At 67.6% G+C, this 24,115-nt stretch carries 22 protein-coding genes and 1 pseudogene; 5 read left to right on the forward strand and 18 right to left on the reverse strand.

The features are described 5' to 3' along the window. Positions 1 to 5: 5 nt before the first annotated feature. Positions 6 to 728, forward strand: a complete 723-nt coding sequence (locus QQ25_RS28315) for an SIMPL domain-containing protein (RefSeq protein ID WP_039382381.1) — start codon at positions 6 to 8, stop codon at positions 726 to 728. On the opposite strand, the gene QQ25_RS28320 is transcribed toward QQ25_RS28315, so the two are convergent. The 6 genes from QQ25_RS28320 to dacB form a co-directional block, all read right to left on the reverse strand. Then, positions 725 to 1,063, reverse strand: coding sequence for a hypothetical protein (locus QQ25_RS28320; RefSeq protein WP_039382383.1), 339 nt, complete (start codon positions 1,061 to 1,063; stop codon positions 725 to 727). The genes QQ25_RS28315 and QQ25_RS28320 overlap by 4 nt on opposite strands. A gap of 415 nt (positions 1,064 to 1,478) precedes the next feature. Then, positions 1,479 to 3,704, reverse strand: coding sequence for a molybdopterin-dependent oxidoreductase (locus QQ25_RS28325; RefSeq protein WP_039382384.1), 2,226 nt, complete (start codon positions 3,702 to 3,704; stop codon positions 1,479 to 1,481). Positions 3,705 to 3,749: 45 nt separating this feature from the next. After that, complete coding sequence (hpt, locus tag QQ25_RS28330) at positions 3,750 to 4,328, reverse strand: hypoxanthine phosphoribosyltransferase (protein ID WP_039325715.1); 579 nt, start codon at positions 4,326 to 4,328, stop codon at positions 3,750 to 3,752. Between the two features lie 45 nt (positions 4,329 to 4,373). Continuing rightward, positions 4,374 to 5,333, reverse strand: a complete 960-nt coding sequence (tilS, locus tag QQ25_RS28335) for a tRNA lysidine(34) synthetase TilS (protein ID WP_039382386.1) — start codon at positions 5,331 to 5,333, stop codon at positions 4,374 to 4,376. Further along, the gene (locus QQ25_RS28340; protein ID WP_039382388.1) at positions 5,312 to 6,388 is read right to left on the reverse strand and encodes an Rv3626c family coenzyme F420 biosynthesis-associated protein; all 1,077 of its coding nucleotides are present in this window, start codon (positions 6,386 to 6,388) and stop codon (positions 5,312 to 5,314) included. Before QQ25_RS28340 ends, tilS begins: the two co-directional genes overlap by 22 nt. After that, positions 6,376 to 7,758 carry a D-alanyl-D-alanine carboxypeptidase/D-alanyl-D-alanine endopeptidase gene (gene dacB, locus QQ25_RS28345; RefSeq protein ID WP_039325721.1) on the reverse strand — a complete coding sequence of 461 codons (1,383 nt, stop codon included), beginning with the start codon at positions 7,756 to 7,758 and terminating at the stop codon, positions 6,376 to 6,378. The genes QQ25_RS28340 and dacB overlap by 13 nt, the downstream gene beginning before the upstream one ends. A gap of 127 nt (positions 7,759 to 7,885) precedes the next feature. Here dacB and QQ25_RS28350 point away from each other — a divergent pair, with 127 nt between their 5' ends. Beyond that, a complete protein-coding gene (locus tag QQ25_RS28350) occupies positions 7,886 to 8,374 on the forward strand; it encodes an inorganic diphosphatase (RefSeq protein WP_039325728.1) in 489 nt (162 codons plus the stop codon). A 127-nt stretch (positions 8,375 to 8,501) separates the two neighbouring features. Further along, a complete protein-coding gene (locus QQ25_RS28355; protein WP_039382779.1) occupies positions 8,502 to 9,017 on the forward strand; it encodes a 2-oxo-4-hydroxy-4-carboxy-5-ureidoimidazoline decarboxylase in 516 nt (171 codons plus the stop codon). A gap of 7 nt (positions 9,018 to 9,024) precedes the next feature. Here QQ25_RS28355 and QQ25_RS28360 read toward each other — a convergent pair whose 3' ends face one another. The 8 genes from QQ25_RS28360 to QQ25_RS28395 all read right to left on the reverse strand — a co-directional run bounded on the left by QQ25_RS28360 (position 9,025) and on the right by QQ25_RS28395 (position 17,533). After that, the gene (locus tag QQ25_RS28360) at positions 9,025 to 9,996 is read right to left on the reverse strand and encodes a 2-hydroxyacid dehydrogenase (protein ID WP_039382390.1); all 972 of its coding nucleotides are present in this window, start codon (positions 9,994 to 9,996) and stop codon (positions 9,025 to 9,027) included. Between the two features lie 6 nt (positions 9,997 to 10,002). Then, positions 10,003 to 11,352: a glucarate dehydratase gene (gene gudD / locus QQ25_RS28365; RefSeq protein WP_039382392.1), complete on the reverse strand. Its 1,350-nt coding sequence runs from the start codon at positions 11,350 to 11,352 to the stop codon at positions 10,003 to 10,005. Between the two features lie 25 nt (positions 11,353 to 11,377). Beyond that, on the reverse strand, positions 11,378 to 12,190 hold the full coding sequence (locus QQ25_RS28370; RefSeq protein ID WP_052236123.1) for an IclR family transcriptional regulator: 813 nt from the start codon (positions 12,188 to 12,190) through the stop codon (positions 11,378 to 11,380). A gap of 1 nt (position 12,191) precedes the next feature. Further along, positions 12,192 to 12,914, reverse strand: a complete 723-nt coding sequence (locus QQ25_RS28375; RefSeq protein WP_039382394.1) for a sulfite exporter TauE/SafE family protein — start codon at positions 12,912 to 12,914, stop codon at positions 12,192 to 12,194. Continuing rightward, on the reverse strand, positions 12,911 to 13,894 hold the full coding sequence (locus QQ25_RS28380; protein ID WP_039382396.1) for an ABC transporter ATP-binding protein: 984 nt from the start codon (positions 13,892 to 13,894) through the stop codon (positions 12,911 to 12,913). The genes QQ25_RS28375 and QQ25_RS28380 overlap by 4 nt, the downstream gene beginning before the upstream one ends. Then, positions 13,887 to 14,948 (reverse strand): ABC transporter ATP-binding protein, encoded by a 1,062-nt coding sequence (locus QQ25_RS28385; protein ID WP_082017743.1) that lies wholly within the window; start codon positions 14,946 to 14,948, stop codon positions 13,887 to 13,889. The genes QQ25_RS28380 and QQ25_RS28385 overlap by 8 nt, the downstream gene beginning before the upstream one ends. Positions 14,949 to 15,045: 97 nt before the next feature. Further along, positions 15,046 to 15,975, reverse strand: coding sequence for an ABC transporter permease (locus tag QQ25_RS28390; RefSeq protein ID WP_039325738.1), 930 nt, complete (start codon positions 15,973 to 15,975; stop codon positions 15,046 to 15,048). A 4-nt stretch (positions 15,976 to 15,979) separates the two neighbouring features. Then, entirely contained in the window at positions 15,980 to 17,533 is a 1,554-nt protein-coding gene (locus tag QQ25_RS28395) for an ABC transporter substrate-binding protein (protein ID WP_039382397.1), read from the reverse strand. Between the two features lie 317 nt (positions 17,534 to 17,850). Between QQ25_RS28395 and QQ25_RS28400 the strand changes: the two genes are divergently transcribed. Continuing rightward, entirely contained in the window at positions 17,851 to 18,840 is a 990-nt protein-coding gene (locus QQ25_RS28400) for a 2-hydroxyacid dehydrogenase (protein ID WP_039382399.1), read from the forward strand. Between the two features lie 221 nt (positions 18,841 to 19,061). On the opposite strand, the gene QQ25_RS28405 is transcribed toward QQ25_RS28400, so the two are convergent. Next, positions 19,062 to 19,988 carry a LysR substrate-binding domain-containing protein gene (locus QQ25_RS28405; RefSeq protein ID WP_039382401.1) on the reverse strand — a complete coding sequence of 309 codons (927 nt, stop codon included), beginning with the start codon at positions 19,986 to 19,988 and terminating at the stop codon, positions 19,062 to 19,064. Positions 19,989 to 20,192: 204 nt separating this feature from the next. Between QQ25_RS28405 and QQ25_RS28410 the strand changes: the two genes are divergently transcribed. Further along, positions 20,193 to 21,806: an HNH endonuclease signature motif containing protein gene (locus QQ25_RS28410; RefSeq protein WP_039382403.1), complete on the forward strand. Its 1,614-nt coding sequence runs from the start codon at positions 20,193 to 20,195 to the stop codon at positions 21,804 to 21,806. Here QQ25_RS28410 and QQ25_RS31610 read toward each other — a convergent pair. From QQ25_RS31610 to QQ25_RS28420, 3 genes and pseudogenes are all read right to left on the reverse strand, one after another. Continuing rightward, a pseudogene (locus QQ25_RS31610) lies at positions 21,796 to 21,897 on the reverse strand (DUF6632 domain-containing protein); the annotation flags it as partial. The gene QQ25_RS28410 and the pseudogene QQ25_RS31610 overlap by 11 nt on opposite strands. Positions 21,898 to 21,923: 26 nt before the next feature. Beyond that, positions 21,924 to 23,183: a glucarate dehydratase family protein gene (locus QQ25_RS28415; RefSeq protein WP_039382405.1), complete on the reverse strand. Its 1,260-nt coding sequence runs from the start codon at positions 23,181 to 23,183 to the stop codon at positions 21,924 to 21,926. Then, the gene (locus tag QQ25_RS28420; RefSeq protein ID WP_039325749.1) at positions 23,183 to 24,106 is read right to left on the reverse strand and encodes a 5-dehydro-4-deoxyglucarate dehydratase; all 924 of its coding nucleotides are present in this window, start codon (positions 24,104 to 24,106) and stop codon (positions 23,183 to 23,185) included. The genes QQ25_RS28415 and QQ25_RS28420 overlap by 1 nt, the downstream gene beginning before the upstream one ends. Positions 24,107 to 24,115: the final 9 nt, after the last annotated feature.

Genomic DNA, 24,115 nt, shown 5'->3' on the forward strand with positions numbered 1-24,115 from the left:
CGGTCATGCTGATCGCTGCGAATGCGAAGTTGCGAGTACTCGGCTTTGCCGCGGCGGGTTTGATCGCCGTCAGCGCAAGCGCATGCGATTCGGCGGGCCCCGCCGGGGGCCCGCCGGAGGGCGCCCGACAGGTGACCGTGGTGGGGTCCGGCCACGTTCAGGGCGTACCCGACACGTTGACCGCCGATGTCGCGATGGAGTTCACCGCCCCGGACGTGTCGGGCGCGCTCAACCAGTCCAGCCAACGCCAGCAGGCCGTTATCGATGCGCTGGTCGGCTCCGGCATCGACCGCAAGGACATCAGCACCACCCAGGTCAGCGTGCAGCCCCAGTTCACCGAAACCACCATTTCGGGTTACCGGGCCAGCAATGCCATCAAGGTCAAGATCCGCGACACCGGCAAGGCCTCCCAGACCCTGGCATTGATCGCGAGCACCGGAGGGGACGCCACCCGCATCAACTCCGTCGACTATTCGATCGAGGACGATTCGGACCTGGTGCGCGACGCGCGCGCCCGGGCGTTCGACGACGCCAAGAACCGCGCCGAGCAGTACGCCGGGTTGTCGGGACTGCACCTGGGCAAGGTGATGTCGATATCGGAGCAGTCCGGTGGCTCCACCCCGCCCCCACCCACGCCGATGCCGCGCGCGACGATGCAGGCCGTGCCGCTGGAACCCGGTCAGCAGACGGTGGACTTCTCCGTGACGGTGATCTGGGAGCTCACCTAGGCCGCGCGGTCGGCGGCCCGATCGGCCCGGTCGGCAGCCGCCGCTCGGAGTGCCGCGACTCGTTCGCGGATCCGGTACTCCGTGGAACGTGGCATCTCGGCGGGGCGGTAGCGCCCGTGCCGAACGCGATACACCCTGCCGTGGGCCATCTCCCAACGCAGAGCGTCGGAAATTGCCTTCGACGGCCGTCCCCTGACGGTGAATCCCTGATCCCCCAGCGCATCGACCAGATCGGCCACCGACTGCGCACCGTTCCGGAACAGGTGCGCGGTCAGTACATAACGAAGGGTCGTGCCCCGCAGCAGGAGTTTGTCCGTTGTGTCCGTTGCGTCCATGGCATCACAGTGCCAACCGGGGCCGACAAGTCACACCAGTCACCAATTCCGGCGGGGTATCCAATGAGCCCGGCTGTCAGCGACTTTTCAGCGACGATCGCCACAGCGACACCATGAACCCCACCAAACCCGTTGTCGCTGGCCGGTTTTGCCACGCCGGCGTCTCTGGCCCCATGAGCCTCACCAGTCCACCGCCCGGCTGTCAGCGACTCTGTCGCTGACAGGCGGGCAACCTGAAATCTGTTACGCACGAGGCATATTGCGACCCGAGTAACGCGAGTGCAGAACGCGCTTGTGGCCAGAGTGATCACAGATGACCAGGGGGCGATTGTCGCTGAGAAGTCGCTAACAGCCGGGCAAATCGGACATCGCTTGTCCGCGCCGACACGCCGACGCGCCGACGCGACTTATCCGCTCAACCGGCAGGCGCGATGTCGACGGGAATGCCGTTGAGCACAGCAGTGCCCGACAACGGGTCCAGATGGGTGCCGTCGTTGAGCTGATTGACATTGGCCCCGGGTCGGCTGGCCGCGAGGCGCTGACCGGTTCCGCCGCGGTCATGCCCCCAGCCGTGCGGCAGTGACACCACGCCGCGCCGCAGGCCGTCGTTCACCTCGATCGGGGCCAGCAGTTCACCGCCTGGCCCCTTGATCACGGCGATGTCGGTGAGTCCGAGATCGGCCGCGTCGGCGGGATGGATCTGCAGCGTGCACCGGTTGGAGCCGCCCGACAGTGCGGGCAGGTTGTGCATCCAGCTGTTGTTGGACCGCAGATGGCGGCGGCCGATCAGCAGGAACCCGCCTGCCGTGCGGCCCAGCGCATCGCGCAACCGGGCCACGTCGGCGACGATCGGTTCCGGTGCGAGTTCGATTCGCCCACTTGGTGTTCGCAATATCTCGGGGATCCGTGGGCGCAGCGGTCCGAGGTCGATGCCGTGCGGGTTGGCCTTCAGCCGCTCCAAGGTGAGCCCGTCGGGCTTGGTGCCGAACGCGTCACCGTAGGGCCCGAGCCGCAGCATCATGTCGAGGCGGCGTTCATAGCCGGGGCCCGGGTACAGCATCGCGGTGAGCTCGTCGACAGTGCGCCCCGCCACCGGCGAATCGGGGTCGGCCGTCTCCTTCCCCAGCGTCGTCGCGATGACCTGTGCGTCGACCAGACCAGGATCGCCGTCGGCGCCGACGCCGTAGAGGATCAGCGCGAGCCGGGACAGGATCTCGGGCTCGTCGGGCCGTCCGTCCAGCGGCAGTGCCGGCGAGGAGTACCGCACGTTGTTGTGCACCGCCAGGTTGTTCAGTGCGACGTCGAAATGCGCGCTGCGGGCCGGCGGGGGCGGCGGCAGAATGACGTCGGCGTGGCGGGTGGTCTCGTTGAGGTACGGGTCGATGGAGAGCATGAATTCCACGCTGTCCAAGGCCCGGTCGAGGCGGTCACCGTCCGGCGCGGACAGCACGGGATTGCCGGCGATGGTGATCATCGCCTTGATCTGGCCCTCGCCGGCGGTGTCGATCTCCTCGGCGAGCGCGGCCGCCGGGAGTTCGGAGAGCGCTTCCGGGTAGCCCGACACCCGGCTGGCCCACCGCCCGGTCCTGAACCCGCGACCGGGTTTCGGCGGGCGCGGTGCCGGCGCGGTGGCTCCGAGCGCGAACATCGCTCCACCGGGGCGGTCGAGATTGCCGGTGAGGACGTTGATCACGTCGACCAGCCAGCTGCCGACGGTGCCGAACTCGACCGTGGAAGTACCGATCCGCCCGTAGACGGCGGCGGTCGGGGCCGCCGCGATCTCTCTGGCGAGCCAGCGGATATCGCCGGCCGTCACCCCGCAGGCCTGCTCGACGGCCTCGGGCGAGAATTCGTCGGCCAGCACGCGCACCTGCTCCAAACCGGTGACGTGCTCGGCCAGCCGCCCGAGATCGACGAGGCCCTCGTCGAACAGGACGTGCACGACGGCGAACAGCAGCGCCGCGTCGGTGCCGGGCCGCGGCGCGAGGTGCCGGTCGGCCAACTCGGCGGTGCGGGTGCGCGCCGGGTCGATGACGGTGAGCTTGCCGCCGCGTTTGCGCAGTGCCCGCAGCTTGCCCGGAAAATCGGCGGCCGTGGCCAGGCTGCCGTTGGACACCAGCGGATTCGCACCGATGATCACCAGATAGTCGGTGCGGTCGAGGTCGGGTACGGTGAACGCGACCGGGCTGCCGAACATCAGGCCCAACGAGACGTGCTTGGGCATCTGGTCCAGCGTGCTGGCGCTGAACACCTGCCGGGTGCCCAGGCCCTTGACGATCAGCGGCGCGTACAGGCTGCCCGCGATGGTGTGCGCGTTCGGATTGCCCAGGTACACCCCGACCGAGGCGCCGCCGTGCGCGCCGATGACTGCGCCGAGCCGTTCGGCGACGACGGCGTACGCCTCGTCCCAGGTGGCCTCGGTCAGAATGCCGTCGCGTCGGATCAGCGGATGCGTCAGCCGGTCCGGATCGTTGTCGAGCTCGCCGAAGCTGGCGCCCTTCGGACAGATGAACCCCGCACTGAACACGTCGTCACGATCGCCGCGGGCAGCGGTCACCCGATCGTCGGCGATGGTGAGTGTCAGGCCGCAGGTGGCCTCGCAGAAGGGGCAGATCCGAAGGGCCGTGCGGGTGTCAGCCATGCCTGCGATTCTGCGCCGAGCGGTTCCGTTTCGTAAGCCTTCGGCTTAGCCCTGTCCGTACACCTTGGGTTCGAGAGTGCCGATGTAGGGCAGGTCGCGGTAGCGCTCGGCGTAGTCCAGGCCGTAGCCGACGACGAACTCGTTGGGGATGTCGAAGCCCACATAGGCGACATCGAGTTCGGTCTTGACGGCCTCGGGCTTGCGCAGCAGCGTGCACACCCGCAGCGAGCGGGGGTGCCGAGTGGCCAGGTTGCGCAGCAACCAGGACAAGGTGAGCCCCGAGTCGATGATGTCCTCGACGATCAGCACGTCGCGGTCGTTGATGTCGCGGTCGAGATCTTTGAGGATGCGCACCACACCGGAGGACGACGTGGACGAGCCGTATGAGCTGACCGCCATGAACTCCAGCTGCGTGGGCAGCGGGATGGTCCGGGCCAGATCGGTGACGAACATGACCGCCCCCTTGAGCACGGTCACCAACAGCAGATCGTCGTCACCCAGGTCGTCGCGGTACTGCTCGGCGATCGCCTCGGCGAGTTCGACGGTGCGGGTCCGGATCTGCTCCTCGGACAACAGCACCGATTTGATGTCTCCCGCATACAGCTCAGCAGAGTCGACAGGCACTGCAACAGCGTGCCATGCGAGCGGGCCGCTTACCAACGCGGATCGCTAGACCGCTTCGGTGTGCATCCTCAGCACGCCGCCACGGCGCCCCGCGAACAACCGCTGTTCGCGCAGCCCGGACCCGACGGCCACGCCGCCCTGCCCGCGCCAGGCCGTCACCAGCCGGTCGACGCCGCGGATCTGGATGTCGGTCAGATCACACGCCCCACCGGCCAGCAACCAGGACCGGATCACCCGGCGCCGCAGCGCGTCGGGCAACGGAGCCAACCGGGCGGTGTCCAGACCGCCGTCCTCGGCCCGCACCTCGGCAAGGGCCTCGGCGGCGAGCGCGTCGAGCGTCTCGGTGTCCTCTCGCAGTGCGGTGGCGGTGCGGGCCAGAGCCTCGGCCACCCCACCGCCGAGCACGTCCTCCAGCAGCGGCAGCACCTCGCGGCGCAGCCGGACGCGGGTGAACCGCGACTCGGCATTGTGCGGGTCCTGCCACGGGGTGAGGCCCAGTTCGTCGCAGACCGCGTGGGTCAACGTCCGCCGCACGCCGAGCAACGGCCGGTGCCACGGCGGGTCATGCGGGCGCATCCCCGCGATCGAGCGGGCACCCGATCCGCGGCCCAGCCCGAGCAACACCGTCTCCGCCTGATCGTCAAGGGTGTGGCCGAGCAGCACCGGTGCGCCGTCACGGGCCGCGTCGAGAGCGGCGTAGCGGGCCTTACGCGCCGCCGCCTCCGGCCCTCCCACGCGGCCAACATCAACCGAAAGAATATGCGCCGCAACACAACCCAGATCCATCGCCTGCCGGCGTGCGGCATCGGCGACGGTATCCGATCCGGCTTGCAACCGGTGGTCGACGATCAGCGCGGTGGTGGGGCGCAGGACGGCCGCGACCGCGGTCAGCGCCAGGGAGTCCGGGCCGCCCGACAGTCCAACGCACCACGCCGAGCCGTCGACGGCCCGACCGGCGGCCGCGACCGCTTGCCGCAGCGCGGCTACAGCACCCGGTCGATCCATCGTTGTGGTTCGTCGATCTCGTCGGGTTGAGGCAGGGTGTCGGCACTGGACCAGATGGTGTTGAACCGGGCCATGCCGACGGCTCCCACAACATGGTCGACGAACGCCTTGCCCCGGGTGTACTGGCTCAGCTTCGCGTCGAACCCGAGCAGTGCGCGCACCACGCGCTGCAGCGGCGGCTGCTTACGTTGCCTGCGCTCATCGAAGCGACGCCGGATGGTCGAGACGGTGGGCACCACGGCCGGGCCGACCGCATCCATCACGTGGTCGGCGTGCCCCTCCAGCAGGGTGCCCAGCACCAGCAGCCGATCGAGCGCACGGCGCTGTGGCTCGGCCTGCACGGCGCGCATCAGGCCGAGGACACCGCTCGAATTCGGGTCCGGCGGCGATCCGTCGCGCTGGTTGCGGACGAACTGCGCGAGCCGGCCCACCACCTCGGCGACATCCTCACCGGCATCCTGGGTGAGTATCGCCAGTGATTGCGACATGTGGTCGGCCAGCCAGGGATTGGCGCGGAACTGAACCCGGTGGGTGACCTCGTGCAGGCACACCCACAGGCGGAAATCAGCTGGGGGGACACGCAATTGGCGTTCCACCGCGATGACGTTCGGGTACACCAGCAGCAGCTCGCCACCGTCGGGACCGAACGGATCGTACTGACCGAGGATGCCCGAGGAGATGAACGCCAACACCGCACCGGTCTGCGCGCCGGTCACCCGGCCCGTGATGAATCCCGGTTTCTCGTCGTCATTTTCGTCGCCGGGTTGGATACCGGTGGTCATCACCCGCATCGACCGGGTGGCCGCCCGGATCCATTCGGGCCGATCCACCACGCGGGCCTCGGGCACCTCGGCGCCCTCGATCAGACCGGTCACCTCGCGCACCGGCAGCTCGGCGGCCTTCGAACTCTCCGAGAGCTGTTCGATGACCTGGTTGCGGGTGTAGTCGGTGGCCGCCGGGGCCGCGCGGGCCAGCTTCGCCCCGACCGTCGCGGCGAAGTCCCAGTCGACGGCGCGGCCCGCGGTCATGGTGACTCGATCGTTCACGTGCCACATCCGCACGACCGCAGCACCGCGGCCAACTCGTCGATCGCGGTGCGCCCGGTGGGCCCGGCGTTGTTCGAGATCAGCGCGAACGTCAGCACCCGCCCGCTGTCGTCGGTCACGATCCCGGCCAGCGCGTTGGTCCCCGTCAGTGACCCGGTCTTGGCCCGCAGCCAGCCCGCGGCGTCACGGCCGGCTGCCGTGTCCAGATACCGATTGGACAGCGTGCCGCTGCCGCCGGCGATGGGCAGCAGGTCGACCAACGGCCGCATGGCCGGTTCCGTGTTGCCCGCCGCGATGTTGACCACCTCGTCGAGAATCCCGGCGGTCAGCAGGTCTTCCGTCGACAGGCCGCTGGAATCGACCAGCCTGGCCGCCGACATGTCGATGCCGATGCCCTCGAGCTGGCTCAGCACCGCGTCCACACCACCCTCGAAGCTCTGCGGCCGGTTCACCTGGGCGGCGATCTCACGGGCGATCGACTCAGCCATCACGTTGTCGGACTCGTTCATCATCTGGCGCAGCCGCTCGATCAGCGGCGCGGACTGCACCGCGGCGATCTGCCTGCCGTCGGAGATCCCGCCGGACAGCACCGTCACCGTCGAGGGGTCCACCTTCAGCGCGGCGGCCAGGGCCCGGCCCGCGTCCAGCGCCGGTGTGATCGACCGCTTGGATTCCACAGTCACCGGCTGGATGCGCCCGCCGTCGAGCATCACCGGTTCCATCGGTGCGATGTCACCGCCCTCGATGTCGGCCGGATCCCAGCCCGGCGCCATCGTGGGGCCGCTGTACTCGCTGGTGTCCACCCGGACCGAGGTGACGGTGATGCCACTGCTGCGCACCTGCTCGGCCAGGTCACTGATCCGGGCCGCGCCCTTGTACCAGGTGTCGGTGTCCTCGGGCGCCGCCGAGAGCGTGGTGTCACCGCCGCCCTTGAGCACCACCAGACCGGGCTGCGAGTCGACGGCCAGCACCGTGGTGGCCAGCCGGGCATTGCGGTCCAGTGTGAGCAGCGCGGCCGCCGTGGTCAGCACCTTGTTGACCGACGCGGGCTGCATCTGCACCCCGGAGTTCTGTTCCCACAGTTCGGCACCGGTCTCCGCGTCGGTGATCCGGCCGGTCACCTGACCGAGATCGGGATTCGCGAGCGCCGGGGCCAGCGCGGCGGCCAGGCCGCCGATGGTCGGTGTCGGGGCCGACATGTCCACCGGGACGATCGCCGGACTGGCGGTCGCAGGCGCAGGCGCGGGCGGGGCCGCCTCGGCATTGCTGGAACGGTGCCCGGTGAGCACGGCGGCAACCGCGACGACGGCGGCGACCAGCACCAGGACCACGACGCCAACCGCCACATGGGTGGACTGCCGCCACCGAGTGGGCCGCATATTTCTCCTGCTCTGCCGGTGGTGGGGACGAGCCACCCGTTTAGGCCAGACTATCGCTCTATTAGGGTTGACCCGCGTCGTCGCCCGACGACCCAAGCCTGACCGCAGATGCGAAGGAGCCGCGACGGTGAAGTTCGACGTCGTCATCGAGATCCCGAAGGGTTCGCGCAACAAGTACGAGGTTGACCACGAGACCGGCCGGGTCAAACTCGACCGCTACCTCTACACCCCGATGGGCTACCCGGCCGACTACGGCTTCTTCGAGGACACCCTCGGCGAAGACGGCGACCCGCTGGATGCGCTGGTGCTGCTGCCCGAGTCGGTGTTCCCCGGGTGCACCGTCGAGGCCCGCCCGGTCGCGATGTTCAAGATGACCGACGAGGCCGGCGGCGACGACAAGTTGCTGTGCGTGCCCGCCGGGGATCCCCGCTGGGACCACATCCAGGACCTCGGCGACGTGTCGCAATTCGAACTCGACGCGATCAAGCACTTCTTCGTGCACTACAAGGACCTGGAGCCCGGCAAGTTCGTCAAGACCGCCGACTGGGTGGGCCGCGAAGAGGCCGAGGCCGAGTTGCAGCGCTCGGTCGAGCGGTTCAAGACCGAAGGCCACTGATCGGCCCCGCCGATGGAAGCACACTGATCGGCCCGCCGATCGAAAGCCACCGACCGGAGAATTAGCCTCGCTGTAACACTGGGTAACTCCCCTGTGCTCTGCGCCTCTCATGCTTGACCAGGTGTTGATGCATCAGGGCATGGGTCTTGAGGCGTACAACGCACTGCCCCTGCGGCGTGCGGTGCACGCCGTATACGAATGCTGCTACAGCGTGGTGCTGGCCACCGACCTTGCCGGTGGCCGCCCGTTCGCCGACCATGCCTCACTGTTCCGGCAGGCCGACGACCTGATGTTCAGCCTCGGGGACAATTCCATCGACCGCGTGCTGCAGGCCTATCCGCATATCGGCAGGCGCCCGCGCAGCCCGAAGTCGGTGTGCGAACAGTGCTCGGTGTGGGACGACGATCCCGCGGTGATGGCAGCCCTGAACACCGAGGTGCAGCACTACTCCGAACGGTTCGAGTTCGGCTTCGTGATGTTCGTCGAGGACTGTTGCGCGCAGCGTGCCCTGGCCGGGATCGTCGACCGGTTGCACAACGACCGCGAGACCGAACGCAAGGTCGTCCGCAACGAATTGGCCCGGATCAACCGGGCCCGGCTGGAACGCATGCTCGGCCCCGAGGGCGGCTACTACAACTGGTAGCCCGCCGTCACCTGACCAGGTTGTGCAGCGGCTCACCGCGAACGAGCCGGCCGATGTTGGCGGCGATGTCATCGGCCCGGGCCGCGAACGTATTGGCCGTCACGCCGGACACATGCGGGGTCATCAGCACGTTCGGCAAGGTGTGGAATGGCGCGCCGGCCGGGCTGCCGTAACCGGTGGCATCCGGATAGCGGTACCACACGTCGATGGCCGCCGCGGCGATCACGCCCGTCGACAGTGCTTCGTAGAGAGCGGATTCCACGACCAGCGGGCCGCGCCCGACATTGATCAGGATGCCGTCGGGCCCGAGCGCTCGCAGTTGGGCCGCACCGATCATGCCGACGGTCTGCTCGGTCAGCGGCGCACACACCACGACCAGTTCTGATTCGGCCATCAGCTGATCGAGCCTGCCGCTGTCGGCGGCCCAGCGCAGTCCTTCGCGTGCGACGTCCAGTTTCCCGCTGCCGGTGACGGCCGCACCCTCGGCTCCGAAGGCCCGCAGAAGATTCCAGCTGCTGCGGCCGATGTGGCCGAATCCGACGAACCCGACGCGAGCGCCCTGCAACGAACGCGACTGTCCGATCGAACGGTCATAGCCCGGACTCGCCCAGCGGCCGGTGCGCAGCGCGCGGTCCTGTTCGAGCAGATGCCGTCGCAGCATCACCGCGACACCGGCAACATACTCGGCCATGGACTGCTCGTGATTGAACGTGTTGGCGACCAGGATGTCCGGGCCCAGGCTGTCGAACTCGATCTTGTCGGTACCGGCGCCGTTGACGTGTACGAGCCGCAACCGGCCTTCGGCAGCAGCCATCTCAGCCGTGAAGCGACTGCCCACGAACACGTCGGCGTCACCCAGATCGTCGAGGACCCGGCTGTCGCCGGGGGCATGCCAGCACACGGCCGCCCCCTCGGGCAGCGCGGCTTCCAGCCGATCGCGGTGCGGAACCAGATAGGAGTCGGCGACGACTATCTTCATCTCACCTCAATCCCGTTGCAATGCAGGCCGTTTGCTGTCGAACTTCCAGCCGGGAATCAGGTACTGCATCGCCACGGCATCGTCGCGCGCGCCGAGGCCCTTGGCGAGATAGAGCTCGTGGGCCGCGGCCACCCGGTCTTCATCGAGCTCCACGCCCAGTCCCGGTGCGGCGGGCACGTCGAGGTAGCCGTCGACGATCTGGAAGGGCGCCTTGGTGATCCGCTGGCCGTCCTGCCAGATCCAGTGCGTGTCGATCGCCGTGATGTCACCCGGTGCCGCCGCGGCGACGTGGGTGAACATCGCCAGTGACACGTCGAAGTGGTTGTTGGAGTGCGAACCCCACGTCAGACCCCACGCATCGCAGAGCTGCGCCACGCGGACCGAGCCGCTCATCGTCCAGAAATGCGGATCGGCCAGCGGGATGTCCACAGCCCCGGCCCGGATGGCGTGCCCCAGCTCACGCCAGTCGGTGGCGATCATGTTGGTGGCGGTCGGCAGGCCGGTCGCCCGTTTGAATTCGGCCATCACCTCGCGGCCGGAAAACGCGCCTTCGGGACCGACCGGATCTTCGGCATAGGCCAGTACGTCGGTGAGCTGACGGCAGGTCTCGACGGCGTCGGCCAGCAGCCAGCCGCCGTTGGGGTCCAGCGTGATCCGCGCGTCGGGGAACCGTTCGGCCAGCGCGGTGACGGCCTTGGCCTCGTCAGCGGCGGGCAGCACGCCGCCCTTGAGCTTGAAGTCGCGGAATCCGTAGCGGGCGCGGGCGGCCTCGGCGAGGCGGACGACGGCCTCGGGCGAGAGCGCCTCGTCGTGGCGGATGCGCAGCCACTCGTCGGCATCCGCGGGCTCGTCCGCCGCGGACTGGTAGGCCAGGTCGGTGCGGTTGCGGTCGCCCACGAAGAACAGGTAGCCCAGGGCCTGCACGCGGCTGCGTTGTTGACCGTCGCCGAGCAGCGCGGCGACCGGGACGCCCAGATGCTTGCCCAGCAGATCCAGCAGAGCCGATTCCACCGCCGTCACCGCGTGCACCATGACCCGCAGATCGAATGTCTGGGCGCCACGCCCGGCGCTGTCGCGGTCGGCGAACGCCCGCCGGATGCTCGCCAGGATGGCGTGGTACCCGCCGAGGGACCGGCCGACCACCAGGGGCCTGGCATCGTCGAGGGTGCGACGGATGGACTCGCCGCCCGGCACCTCCCCCACCCCGGTGTTCCCGTCGGAGTCTTTGACGATCAAGAGGTTTCGGGTGAAGTAGGGTCCGTGCGCACCGCTGAGATTGAGCAGCATGCTGTCGTGGCCGGCGATCGGGACCACGATCATCTCGGTCACGACGGGGGTCGCGTTCTGGGCACTCATCGGTACTCCAATCTCGTGATGAAACTCATGCGAACCACTTCTCCCCGTTGGCAACCGGGCGAGCCGCCCGGGCCGCTTTGTCGCACACCAGGCGCAGGGCGTCGACGATCTCGCGTTCCCGCTCCGGGGTGAGTCGGGACAGTGGGACTGACGCACTGATCGCGTCCTGTGCCGGATGGCGGTAACGCAGCGTGACCGCGAAACACTTGATTCCGGGCGTGTTCTCCTCGTCCTCGGTGGCATAACCCCGAACCCGGACCTCGTCGAGGGCCGCGTCGAGACTGGCGCGGTCGGCGAGCGTGCGCGGGGTCAGCGGCGTCAGCGGGTCCGGGATGTGCGCGTCGAGTTCGGCGCCGAATCGCTCGGCGAGCAGGGCCTTGCCGAGCGCCGTGGCGTAGGCCGGCAGCCGGCGTCCCACCTTGTTGACGGTCCGCACGTACTGCCGGGACTCCCGGGTGGCCAGGTAGACGACGTCGTGACCGTCGAGCCGGGCGAGGTGGAACGTCTCGTCGAGCTGGCCGCGCAGATCTTCGAGGAACGGCGCGATCATCGGCAGGTACGGGTCGGCGTCCAGATAGCCGGTTCCCACCAGCAGCGCCCGCATGCCGATGCTGTACTGCGTGCCCGCCTCGTCCGAGCGCACCCAGCCCTGGGCCACCAGTGTGCGCAGCAGTGCATGCGCCGAGCTGCGTGGCATCTCAAGCGCCGCACAGATTTCCCGGATGCGGGTGGGCTGATCGGGCCGTTCCGCCAAGAACTCCAGTAGCTCGACCGTGCGCACCGCGGATTTCACCTTGCGCACCGAAACACTGTCGGCACTGCCTGTTTCGCCGGTCAACTCAGCCTCCCATCAACTGACGGACGATCAGCACCACGGCGCCGATGGTGGATATCGCGATGGCGGCCCACCGCTGACGGCGTCGATCCAGGTGGCGGTTGACCCACCGGGACAACGCATAGCCGAACACGCATGCCGGGACGAGCATCGCGAACACCACGACGGCGTGGTGATCGATCGAACCGGTGAGCGCCAGCAACACGATCGAGAGGGCCGACCCGACCAGGAAGAAACTGCTCATCGTTCCGCGCAGCCGAGCGCCGGTGTTGTTCTGCCACACCAGTGCCATCGGCGGCCCGCCGATCGACGTCGCGGTGCCGAGCAGCCCCGAGGTGGCGCCGGCCAGCACGAGATTGCGGCGGTGCGGCGCGGGCATCCAGCCCATGCTCGTCAGGGCCACGCCGCCGAGCACCACGGCGGCCAGTGCGTACACCAGCATTTCGGCGGGCATCACCACCAACAGCAGTGCTCCGGCGACGGTGCCCGGCACCCGTCCGGCCAGCGCCCATCCGGTGCCGGTCAGGTCGATGTCCTCACGTTCGCGGATTACCACCATGAGCGTCACCATCGTCGCGAGCATGATGAGCGTCCCCGGGATCAGGCCCGGGTCCACGATCGCGACGATCGGCGCCGCCAGCATGCCCATGCCGAATCCGATCGACGCCTGCATGCACGACGCCAGCACGATCGCGGCGGCGATGACCCAGTAGCCTGCGATGCTCACGCCGAAACGGGCAGGGCCGGCTGCAACGGATGGTGGCATTCGGCGATGTGGTCGTCGACGTGTGGGTCCGCACTCGCCGGGGGCGCCTGTGTGGCACAGATGTCGGTGGCCTTCGGACAACGCGTCCGGAACCTGCAGCCCGACGGCGGATTCAGTGGCGAGGGCACCTCACCCTTGAGCAGGATGCGGTTGTTCCGCTGGGCCGCATCGAGTTTCGGTGCCGCCGACATCAGTGCCGCAGTGTAGGGATGCCGCGGGTTCTGGTAGACGTCCTCGGTGCGGCCGCTCTCGATCATGTGGCCCAGGTACATCACGGTCACGCGATCGGCGACGTGGCGGACTACCGACAGGTCATGCGATATGAAGACGTAGGCGATGCCGAGTTCCCGTTGCAGATCGTTGAGCAGGTTGAGCACCTGAGCCTGGACCGAAAGGTCGAGAGCCGACACCGGTTCGTCGCAGATGATGACGTCCGGGTTGAGTGCCAGCGCCCGGGCGATCCCGATGCGTTGCCGTTGTCCGCCCGAAAACTCCTGCGGGTATTTGCCCGCCGCCTTGGCACCCAGGCCGACCATGTCGAGCAGGCCACGCACCCGCATCTCCCGGTCCTTGCGATTCGGGTGCAGGGTCTTGTGGGTGCGCCAGGGCTCGGCGATGATGTCGCCCGCCGTCATGCGGGAGTTCAGCGACGCGTACGGATCCTGGAACACCATCTGAACGCGGCGCCGGAACTTCAGCAGCTCCCCGCCGCGCAGGCTGAACGGGTCGATGCCGTCGAAGGTCACGCTGCCCGAATCCGGGCGCTCGAGCATCATCAGCGTGCGCGCCAACGTGGACTTCCCGCAACCGGATTCACCGACCAGGCCGAGAGTTTCACCGCGGGCGAGGTCGAGGTCGATGCCGTCGAGGGCGGCGAGCTGTTTCTTGCCCACCCGGAACGACTTGCGCAGATCGCGGACCGTGAGCAGGTTTTCAGACATCTGCTGCTTCTCCTCGCGTGTGGGTCTCGACCTGCTCGGGGAAGTGGCAGGCGCTGCGCCGGTGACCGCCGTCGAGGGCCGGTCTGGTGGTGACGCAGATTTCCCGGGCCAGCGGGCAGCGGTCCTGGTAGACACAGCCGGCCGGGATCGAGTGCAGGTCCGGTGGGGCACCACCGATCGACTTGAGGGTCTCGCCGCGGACCGCGCCGACCGGGACCGAATCGAGCAGGCCCTTGGTGTAGGGGTGTCGAGGATTGGCGAAAACCTCTGCCACCGGTCCGGTTTCGACCACCTGGCCGGCGTACATCACGGCCACCTGGTCGGCCTCCTCGGCGACCAGGGCGAGATCATGGGTGATGAGCACGACGGCCATGTCGTATTCACCGCGCAGGCTCTTCAGCAGCGCCATGATCTGAGCCTGCACCGTGACGTCGAGTGCGGTGGTCGGCTCGTCGGCGATCAACACGCGCGGATTCAGTGCAACGGCCATCGCGATCAGCAGCCGTTGCCGCATGCCACCGGAGAACTGATGCGGATAGGAATTGATCCGCTCCTCGGGTTGCGGGATACCCACCCGGGCCATCAGTTCCACCGCCTTGCGTTTGGCGTCTCTGGCCTTCATCCCATGGTGGATGCGGAACGGTTCGGCCAACTGGGTCCCGACCGGGTACAGCGGATTGAGCGCGGTCAGCGCGTCCTGGAAAACGATGGCCAGTTCCGGGCCGGCCAGTTTGCGCCGGGTCTTGCTGTCGGCGGCGAGGATGTCGACATCGATTTCGCCGATCCGCGCAGTTCCTTCCACGACCTCGGCCACCGGCTCCAGCAGCCCGACCAGTGCGGTGGCCGTCATGGATTTACCGCAACCCGACTCGCCGAGCAGCGCCAGTGTCTGTCCGCGATGCGCCGCGAAGCTCACGTGGTCGACGGCACGGACGGTTCCTGTGATGGTGCGAATGTCGACGGTCAGCCCGTCGACCACCAGTGCGGGGTCGGCGTCGCCGTGCTCGGACGTCATCGGCTGCTCCACGGCACTGCTGCTCAACTGGGGGGTCATGACAGTGCCCTTCATGAGAGGCGCTTTCCGGTCTTGGTGAAGCGGGACAGGCGTTTTTGAGGGACGGTGAGCCGCCAGCGCTGGCCGGGGTCTACCCCTAGACCTTTGCCGGTTCCCGTACACGTGCGTCCAGCAGCGCGTAACAGGCGTCGATGATGATGTTCAGCACGAAGATGCTCACCGCGGTGAGCAGGACGGCGGCCTGCAGGACGGCGAAGTCACGCTGCAGGATGGCGTCGATCATGAGCTTCCCGATGCCGGGCCAGCCGAAGATGGCCTCCACCACGACGGCCCCGTTGATCAGGCCGACCGCGAGATCGCCTGCCACGGTGAGGGCGGGCGCGGCGGCGTTGCGCAGTGCGTGGTGGCTGACCACCCGCAGATCGCTCGCACCTTTGCTCCTGGCGAGCCGGACGTAGGGTGCCGACAGGGCCGAGACCATGGCACCTCGGACCACCTGGGTGAGCACGCCCAGCGGGCGGATCATCAGCGTGGCGATCGGCAGGATCCAGGACAGCACCCCGTCATTGGTGCCTGAGGTGGGCAGCACCCCGAGCAGCACGGAGAACAGCCAGACACCGGTGATGGCGAACCAGAAGTCGGGAATGCTGGCGGCGGTCATGGAGAGCAGGCTGGAGAACCGGTCGGCCAGTGAGTTGGGCCGGTAGGCGGCCCAGCAGCCGACGATGATTGCGCCGACGATCGCCAGCAGCATGGTGGTGAACGCGAGTTGCAGTGTGGCCGGGAAGGCGCGCAGGGCCATCTCCGAAGCGGATTCGCCTGTCCGCAGCGAGGTTCCGAAGTCGAGATGGATCACGCCCTTGAAGTAGTCCAGCAGCTGCGCGGCCAGCGGGCGGTCGAACCCGTGCTGGTGGGCGAACGCCTCACGCTGGTCGGCGGTGGCGGACTCTGGCAGGTACAGGTTGGTCGGATCACCGGTGAGCCGGGCCAGCAGGAACACGCCGAGCAGCACGATGATCAACGGGATGGCGCTGGTGTACATCCGGCGCCGGACAAAGGGGAACATCGGCTCAGCTCCTGTCGGTGCGGTCGGTCGCAGCGGGCGTCATCTCCGACAGCCGCATCTCGTCGCCGGTGGCGGAGTTGGGTGTGTAGTCGATACGTGGCGACTTGCCGAGAATGCCCTTCATGTGGGCGATGTAGGCGAACTGCATGATCTGTTGCGGTTCCTCGGCGAACAGTGTGGCGAACGCATCTTGGCGGGCATGGCCGGTGAGGGCTTCCGCGGCTCGGATCTTGCTGTCGAATTCCGGTGTGCCGTAGGCACTCTGCGGACCATCGGACAGCATGTACTGATCCATGGTGAAGGCCGCGTCACCTGCCTGATTGCCGTGCATGATCATCAGGAGATATGGGCCGGTGTCCGCCGGGAACGGCCGAAGCTGGTACTGCAACTGGCCGGCCGTGTCCATCATCTCGATCTTGACGTTGAGACCGATCTCGGCGAATTCGCTCTGCAGCACCTCGATGGTCTCCGAGATCTTCGGGAACTGGGCGGTGCGGCCGATCAGCCGGATCTGCCGGTCCACCGGCACTCCGTCGGCCTTCGCCTCGGCGATCAGCGCCTTGGCCTTGTCGAGGTCGTGGGGCCACAGCGCGAGTCGATCGTTGTACCCGACCACGCCCGACGGGATGAGTTGGGAGGCGGGCTCCCCGAGACCACGGAACAGGGCGTTGACGATCCCGGTCCGGTTGACCGAGTAGTTGATGGCCTGCCGGACACGAATGTCGTTCAACGGCGCCTCTCCGGCCTGCATGCGCAGTGCGGTGGTCTCGTTATTCTGGAATGGGACACCCCGGTCGCCCGCTCCGTCCTCGGGTCCGAGCGACGTGGCGATATCGGCCTCGTCGTTGGTGATCATGGCGGCCCGCACGCTGCCCTCGCTGCGCCACTGATATTCGGCGCGGGCGAAGGCCGGCTTGTCGCCCCAGTAGCGGTCGTTGCGCTCGAGAAGCAGTTTCTGGCCGTACTCCCAGTCCTCGATGGCGTACGGCCCGGTGCCGATGGGCTCACGCACCTTCTCGGTGGTGCTGGTACCGGACGGCACGATCTCGACGAACGAGATACGCAGCGGCAGAATCGGATCGGGCTTGGGCGTACCGATCACGACGGTGGTCTCGTCACGCGCTGTGACGTCGAGCTCGTCGTCGCCGAACACGTAGCCGTCCACGTTGCACTGCAGGTTCGAGTTCACCGCCCGATCGATCGAGAAGGCGGCGTCCTTCGCGGTGAACGGCGCACCGTCGGAGAACACGACACCTTTGCGGATGTCGAAAGTCCATTGGTCGGGGGCGGTTTGGCGCCATCCGGTGGAAAGCAACGGCTTCAGATCGCCGCTGTCGGGGTCGCGCTCGATGAGCGGTTCGGTGATGTTGGACCGGACCACGATGCCGGTCGATGTCAGTGAGCTCTCGCAGGGCTCCAGCGTCGGCGGTTCCTGGGAGATCACGATTCGGAGGGTGTCGGGGTCATATCCGCCGTGCGCGGTGTTGGCGACCGTGCACCCCGCCGTGAGCGCACAGGCGGCCAGGGCGGCTGCCGGAGCGGCAAGACCTCGCCTCATGAATCCTCCAGGGTGTGATGTCCACGTATGTGGATGCGGGTTGTGACCGCAGACACACGCTAAGAACGGCCGGCCGCGGCCGTCAACCCAGTGGAATCGGGCGAAATGAGGCGAATCCGGGACGGCAAGCCAGCGGCGTAGTCGGCAGAAAATAGTCGATGAGCTGCACTTTTGATGGCACCGACCATTCATCGATACGCCTGCGGCAATGCCGCGGCGGCAATTATGCAGCTTGCGTATCAACCCATGCTATTTCCGTGTTGGACGGGTATTTGCACGCGGGCTTACCGTAGCTGCATCCCGACCGAGGAGTACGTGTGCCCGCATCCGATTCCACCCGCCGCGTCCTGCAGGTGGGCCCGCTCAAGCCGTCACTCTCCGAGACGCTGCGGACCGGCTACGACGCCCAGGTCCTTCCCGACGGTCCCGAACGTGCGCCGTTCCTCGCCGAGCACGGTGCCGCGATCGCCGCGGTGGTGACGTCCGGGCGCACCGGCGTGGACGCCGGCCTGATGTCCGCACTGCCCAATCTCGGTGCGGTGGTGAACTTCGGGGTCGGCTACGACACCACGGATGTCGAGGCGGCCGCCGCGCGCAACATCATGGTCAGCAACACCCCCGACGTGCTCAGCGATTGCGTGGCCGACACCGCGGTGGGATTGCTGATCGACACGATGCGGCAGTTCTCGGCTGCCGACCGCTATCTACGGGCCGGCCGCTGGGCCGCCGACGGCAATTACCCACTGACCCACAAGGTCTCGGGGGCCCGGGTCGGCATCATCGGGCTGGGCCGCATCGGGCAGGCGATCGCCACCCGGTTGGTCGCGTTCGGCTGCCCGATCAGCTACCACAACCGGCGTGAGGTCGCCGGCAGCCCGTACGCCTATGTGGGGTCCCCCGTCGAACTCGCCCGGCAGATCGATGTCCTGATCATCGCCGCCGCCGGCGGCAGCGGAACGCGACACCTGGTCGACCGGGATGTGCTCGACGCCCTCGGGCCCGACGGCTACCTGATCAACATCGCCCGCGGCAGCGTCGTCGACGAGGAAGCCCTCGTCGACGCCCTGACCACGGGCAAGCTGGCGGGCGCCGGACTCGACGTGTTCACCGACGAGCCCAACGTGCCCGAGGCACTGATGGCGTTGGACAACGTGGTGCTGCTGCCCCATGTCGGCAGTGGAACCGTGGAGACCCGGGCGGCCATGGAGGCACTCACCCTCGCGAATCTGGACAAGTTCCTCACCTCGGGCGAACTTGTCACCCCGGTGCCCATGCCGGCCCCGGCCGGCTCAGGCCAACGGGCTTAACGCACGTTGCACCCACTGCTCATGTTGTGGCAGTGCGCGCCGGAACTGCATGAACCGCAATGACAGCCACAGGCGATCTTGGCCTGCGGTCTCACCGCGGGTTGCGGCGGGTAGTAGATGTCCCGGTCTCGATCTCTGTTCGGACGGTCGCGTCGCGGCATGGTGAGGACCTCCTCGAGGTCAGCGTCGTATGCACCTCAGGCTATGTCCGAATCGATCGCTCAACCCACGAAATCCTCGACGAGATCGTCGGTGGTCCACTCCCGCGGCGGAAGCACGTCCCGCAGCAACCGCAGCAGCGCGGGGTTGGTGCTGTCGCCGCGCCAGACCGCGTCCAGTTCAACGGGACGTTCCCGGAACGCGCCGATCGAGCGGAACACCACCCCTTCGGGATGCATCGTGGCCGTCGACGCGGGTACCAGCGCGACACCGATCCCGGAGCGCACCAAAACCAGCATGGTGTGCACCTGGGTGACGTACTGGACGTAGCGCGGCGTGGCGCCGGCGATTGTGAACGTGCTGACCAGCAGCTCATTGAAGTAACGGGCCTGCACCGGCGAGTACATGATCATGTCCTGGCCGTCGAGATCGGTGAGCGTGAGCTGGCGGCGCACCTCGACCAGCGGGTGGCCGGCCGGTAGCGCGGCGATGAGCTGTTCGTGCAGCAGGGGCCGGGACACCAGGCCGGGACGCTTCAGGGGTGGGCGCGCCATGCCCAGATCCAGCTCACCGGTCATCAGCGCCTCGATCTGGACGGCTGTCACCATCTCGCGCAATTCGAGCTTCACGTCAGGCATCTGCCGCCGTGCCGCGTCGAACAGCCTGGGCAGTATCGGGTGCGCCGACGCCGCGGTGAACCCGATCACCACGGTACCGAGATCCCCTGCGGGAACGCGCTTTACGTTGAGCGCGGCACCTTCGGCCAACTGCAGGATGCGGCGGGCGTCGGGCAGGAACGCCGCCCCCGCGGGCGTCAGCGTGACCGACCGCGTGGTCCGGTCGATCAGGCTCACCCCGAGTTCGCTCTCCAATTGCTGGATTTGGCGGCTCAGCGGCGGCTGGGTCATGTGCAGCCGCTCGGCGGCCCTGCCGAAGTGCAGTTCTTCGGCGACGGCGATGAAGCACGACAACCTCGACAACGAGAACACCGATGCAGCCTATTCACTACACCCGTTATATATGCGTGAACGGCATGAATGCGCGCAAGGAACGACCTGGGCGTGCATCTAAGCAAGTGCCCGCAGTTCGACCCATTCGGGCCCACGGTCAGGTTTGCCCGCCGGGCGTGGAACACTTCAGAGACAACCTGAATACCGTTGTCAAGCTGGCAATATGTAGGTAATATCGAACATATGTTCGACTTGCTTGATCAGTCCGCGCTCAGCGATTTCACTGACGCCGCGCTGATCGACGCACTCGACGATCGCACCCGCACCGAGGCCCGCGCAGCAGCGCAACGCCTGACGATCATCGCCGAGATCGTGGCCCGCCACTGCGACGACGAAGACGACGCATCCGCCCACCAAGCCATCGACGGTTGGGAAACCGCCAACGCCGCCATCAGCGCCGCCTGCAACCTGACCCGCCGGGCAGCCTCCACCCAGATGCGCATCGCCCAAGCACTGCGCGAACGGCTGCCCAAAGTCTCCGCCGTCTTCGCCCGCGGCGACATCTCCGTCAAAGTGATCGCCACCATCACCTGGCGCACCCAACTCATCGTCGACGGCGACGCATTGGGATTGATCGACACCGCCCTTGCCGGAGCCGCATTCACCTACGGGGCGTTATCGGAGACCAAAGCCGAACAAGCCATCGATGTATGGGTCGAGAAATTCGACCCCGCCGCCGTCCGCAAGACCCGCACCGCCGCTCGTGAGCGTGACATCCACTTCGGTGACTCCGACGACGCCAACGGCCTGGTCACCATCTGGGGACGCCTCTCAGCGACCGACGCCGCCCTGATCAAACAACTGCTCAACACCATGGCCCGCGGAGTCTGCGACAACGATCCCCGCACCATCGGGCAACGCCGCGCCGATGCCCTCGGAGCCATCGGCGCCGGGGCCGACCACCTCACCTGCCAGTGCGGCGACCCCGACTGCGACGCCACCGGCACCGACCCCCGCTCCCGTGCAGTGGTGGTCCACCTCCTCGCGCAAACACTGCCCCAATCAGCCACCGGAGCCCACAACGACGAAAGCCACGGCGACACAGGCGAAGAAGCCGACAACGAGCCCGCCGCCCACGACGAGAGTCAGAGTGGCCCAAACGCAGACAATGTTGCCGCGCCCGCCGCCCAACCGCACCGGGATCCACGCATCCACGGCAAACCCAAACTCAGCGACTACCCCGCCGACCGAGCACCAGCCGTCACCGGCCCACCCGCGGTCATCCTCGGCGGCGGCATCGTGCCCGCGCCGCTGCTCGCCGAACTGATCGCCACCGGCGCCACAGTCAAACCCATCGCCGACGCCAGCACCCTCGATGCCGAAAACCACTACCGGATCTCGGCCAAACTGGCGGCGTTCGTCCGACTGCGCGACATGCGGTGCATGTTTCCCGGCTGTAGCGTCGCCGCCCAGCATTGCGATCTGGACCATGCCGCCCCCTGGCCCGTCGGCGCCACCCATCCCGGCAACCTCGGCCCCAAATGCCGAACGCACCACCTCATCAAGACTTTTCGCACCGGCCAAGACGGCTGGACCGACGTTCAACACCCCGACGGCAGTCACACCTGGACAGCCCCCACCGGCCACACCTACCGGACCACACCCTTCAGCCAAATCCTGTTCCCCGACTGGGCAACCCGCACTTCAGCCCCACCAACAGGGCCGGCCCCCACAGCCGCCACCGACCGGAACATGAAGATGCCGGTCCGCACACGCACCCGCCAACAAACCCGCACCCAACGCATCAACGCCGAGCGTCGACTCAACGAAGAAGGCGGCAAAGCCCCACCGCCATGATCGCCGCGTGCACGATGCTGGAGACCGCCGTGAACCAGATCAGGCTGACGTTGTCCTCGGGCCGGCGTGCCGCGTTTATGAGGAACAGACCCGTGACGCCATGGCGCGCCACGTTACCTACCAGCGCGGGCTTACGGCCTCGAAGGACGGATTGACGCTGCGCATGTAGCCGGTGTCGTCGCGATCGGTGAGGCCGCAGCGAAGGTACTGCTCGTGGAGGGCGGCCAGCGCGTCGTCGTCGATCTGCACTCCCAGACCGGGCCCGGTCGGCACCGGCACTGAGCCAGAGCGGAACTCGAGTGCACCGGGTCGCACGACGTCCTCTGTCTTCCACGGCCAGTGGGTGTCGCAGGCGTAGGTGAGATTCGGTGTGGCGGCAGCCAGATGCACCATGGCGGCCAGGCTGATGCCCAGATGCGAGTTGGAATGCATGGACAACCCCAGGCCGAAGGTGTCGCAGATGCCGGCGAGCAGGCGGGACCGCTGCAAACCGCCCCAGTAGTGGTGGTCCGAGAGCACCACGCGCACCGAACCTTTCGCAACAGCGGGCGCGATTTGATCGAATGCCACCACACACATGTTGGTGGCCAACGGCATCGACGCCTGTGCGGCCACTTCGGCCATGCCGTCCAAGCCCGGCGTCGGATCCTCCAGGTACTCCAACACCCCCGACAGGCGCGTGGCCACCTTCAGCGATGTCTCGGGCGTCCAGGCGGCATTCGGGTCCAGACGGAGCGGGTGGGTGGGGAAAGCGGCCCGCAACGCTTCGATCGCGGCCGCCTCTTCCTCGGGCGGGAAGACGCCGCCCTTGAGTTTGATTGCGGTGAAACCGTATTCGTCCACGATCCGGCGGGCCTGGGCGACGATGCCATCCGGGTCCAGCGCTTCTCCCCAACTGTCGGGTTCGGCTCCCGGGTGCCCGGCCCACTTGTAGAACAGGTAAGCACTGAACGGTACGGCGTCGCGCACGGCCCCGCCGAGCAGATCCGAGACCGGTCGCCCGGTGGCCTGCCCGGCGACATCGAGGCACGCCACCTCGAACGGCGAGAAAACCTGGTCCACGGCGCTGGCGGTGGTGATCATGCCGGCGGTTCCGACCGCGCCTGTGTCGCCGTGCAGCACTCGCGCGATGGCCGCACGGATGGCGTTGAGCGCAAACACATCCTGACCGACAATCGCATCTGCTGCGGCAGCAAGGCGCTCCAGATGCAGACTGTCGGCGTAGGTCTCACCCAGCCCGGTGAGGCCCGCATCGGTGTCCAGTTGGATGATCGCCCGCAGTGCGAACGGTTGGTGCACACCGACGGTGTTGAGCAGGGGCGCGTCGGCGAACGCGATCGGCGTGATGCGCGCTCCGGTGATGCGCACCGGCGGCATCAGTGCACCAAGGCGTTGTCGAGCACCGCTCGGCCGGCCGCCAGGATGCGTTGCAGCTCAGCGACATCGTCCGGCCGGGCATCGATCAGGGGCGGGCGTACCGGCCCGGCCGGGATCCCTTCCAAGGTGACGCCGGCTTTGATCAGCGAGACCGCATATCCGGGAACGGTGTCGCGCAGCCGCACCAGCGGGTGGTAGAACTCGCGCGTCAGGGCCGCGATCATCGGCTCGTCGCCGGCCTCCAACGCACGGTAGAAGGCGAGCGCGACATCGGGCGCGAATGCGAAGGTTGCCGACGAGTACAACGTGACACCGATCGCGCGATACGCCTGCTGCGACACCTCTGCGGTGGGCAGTCCGTTGAAGAACTGGAACGGCTTGCCGAGCGGCTCCAGCGCATCGGTGACCGCACGGACGATGCGCGATACCCGGTCGAGATCGCCTGTGCCGTCCTTGAATCCGACCACATTGGGAATCAGGGACGCCTCGACCGCCGACTCCTCGGTGTAGCGGGCGTTGTTGCGGTTGTACACGACGACAGGCAGGTCTGTGGCCGCGGCGACCTCACGGGTGTAGGCCACCAGCCCGGCCTGCGGCATCTCCACCAGGTAGGGCGGCAGCAACAGCAGCCCGTCGGCACCGGCGTCGGCGGCGACCTTGGCAAAGGCCTTGGCCGACGCGATCGAACCGCCCGCCCCGGCATATACCGGCACCCGGCCCGCCACCGTCTCGACGGCGGTGCGTACCACGGTGCGCATCTCCTCGGGATCGAGGGCATGGAACTCTCCGGTGCCGCACCCGATGAACACCCCGCCAGGGCCGGCTTCGACCCCCTTGGCGACGTGCTGCGCGAGCAGGTCCACGTCGATGTCACCGGTGGCGGTGAGCGGGGTAACCGGGAAGAACAGGACGCCGTCCAGCATTTGTCTACT

The sequence above is a fragment of the Mycolicibacterium setense genome (assembly GCF_000805385.1).
Taxonomy (GTDB): domain Bacteria; phylum Actinomycetota; class Actinomycetes; order Mycobacteriales; family Mycobacteriaceae; genus Mycobacterium; species Mycobacterium setense.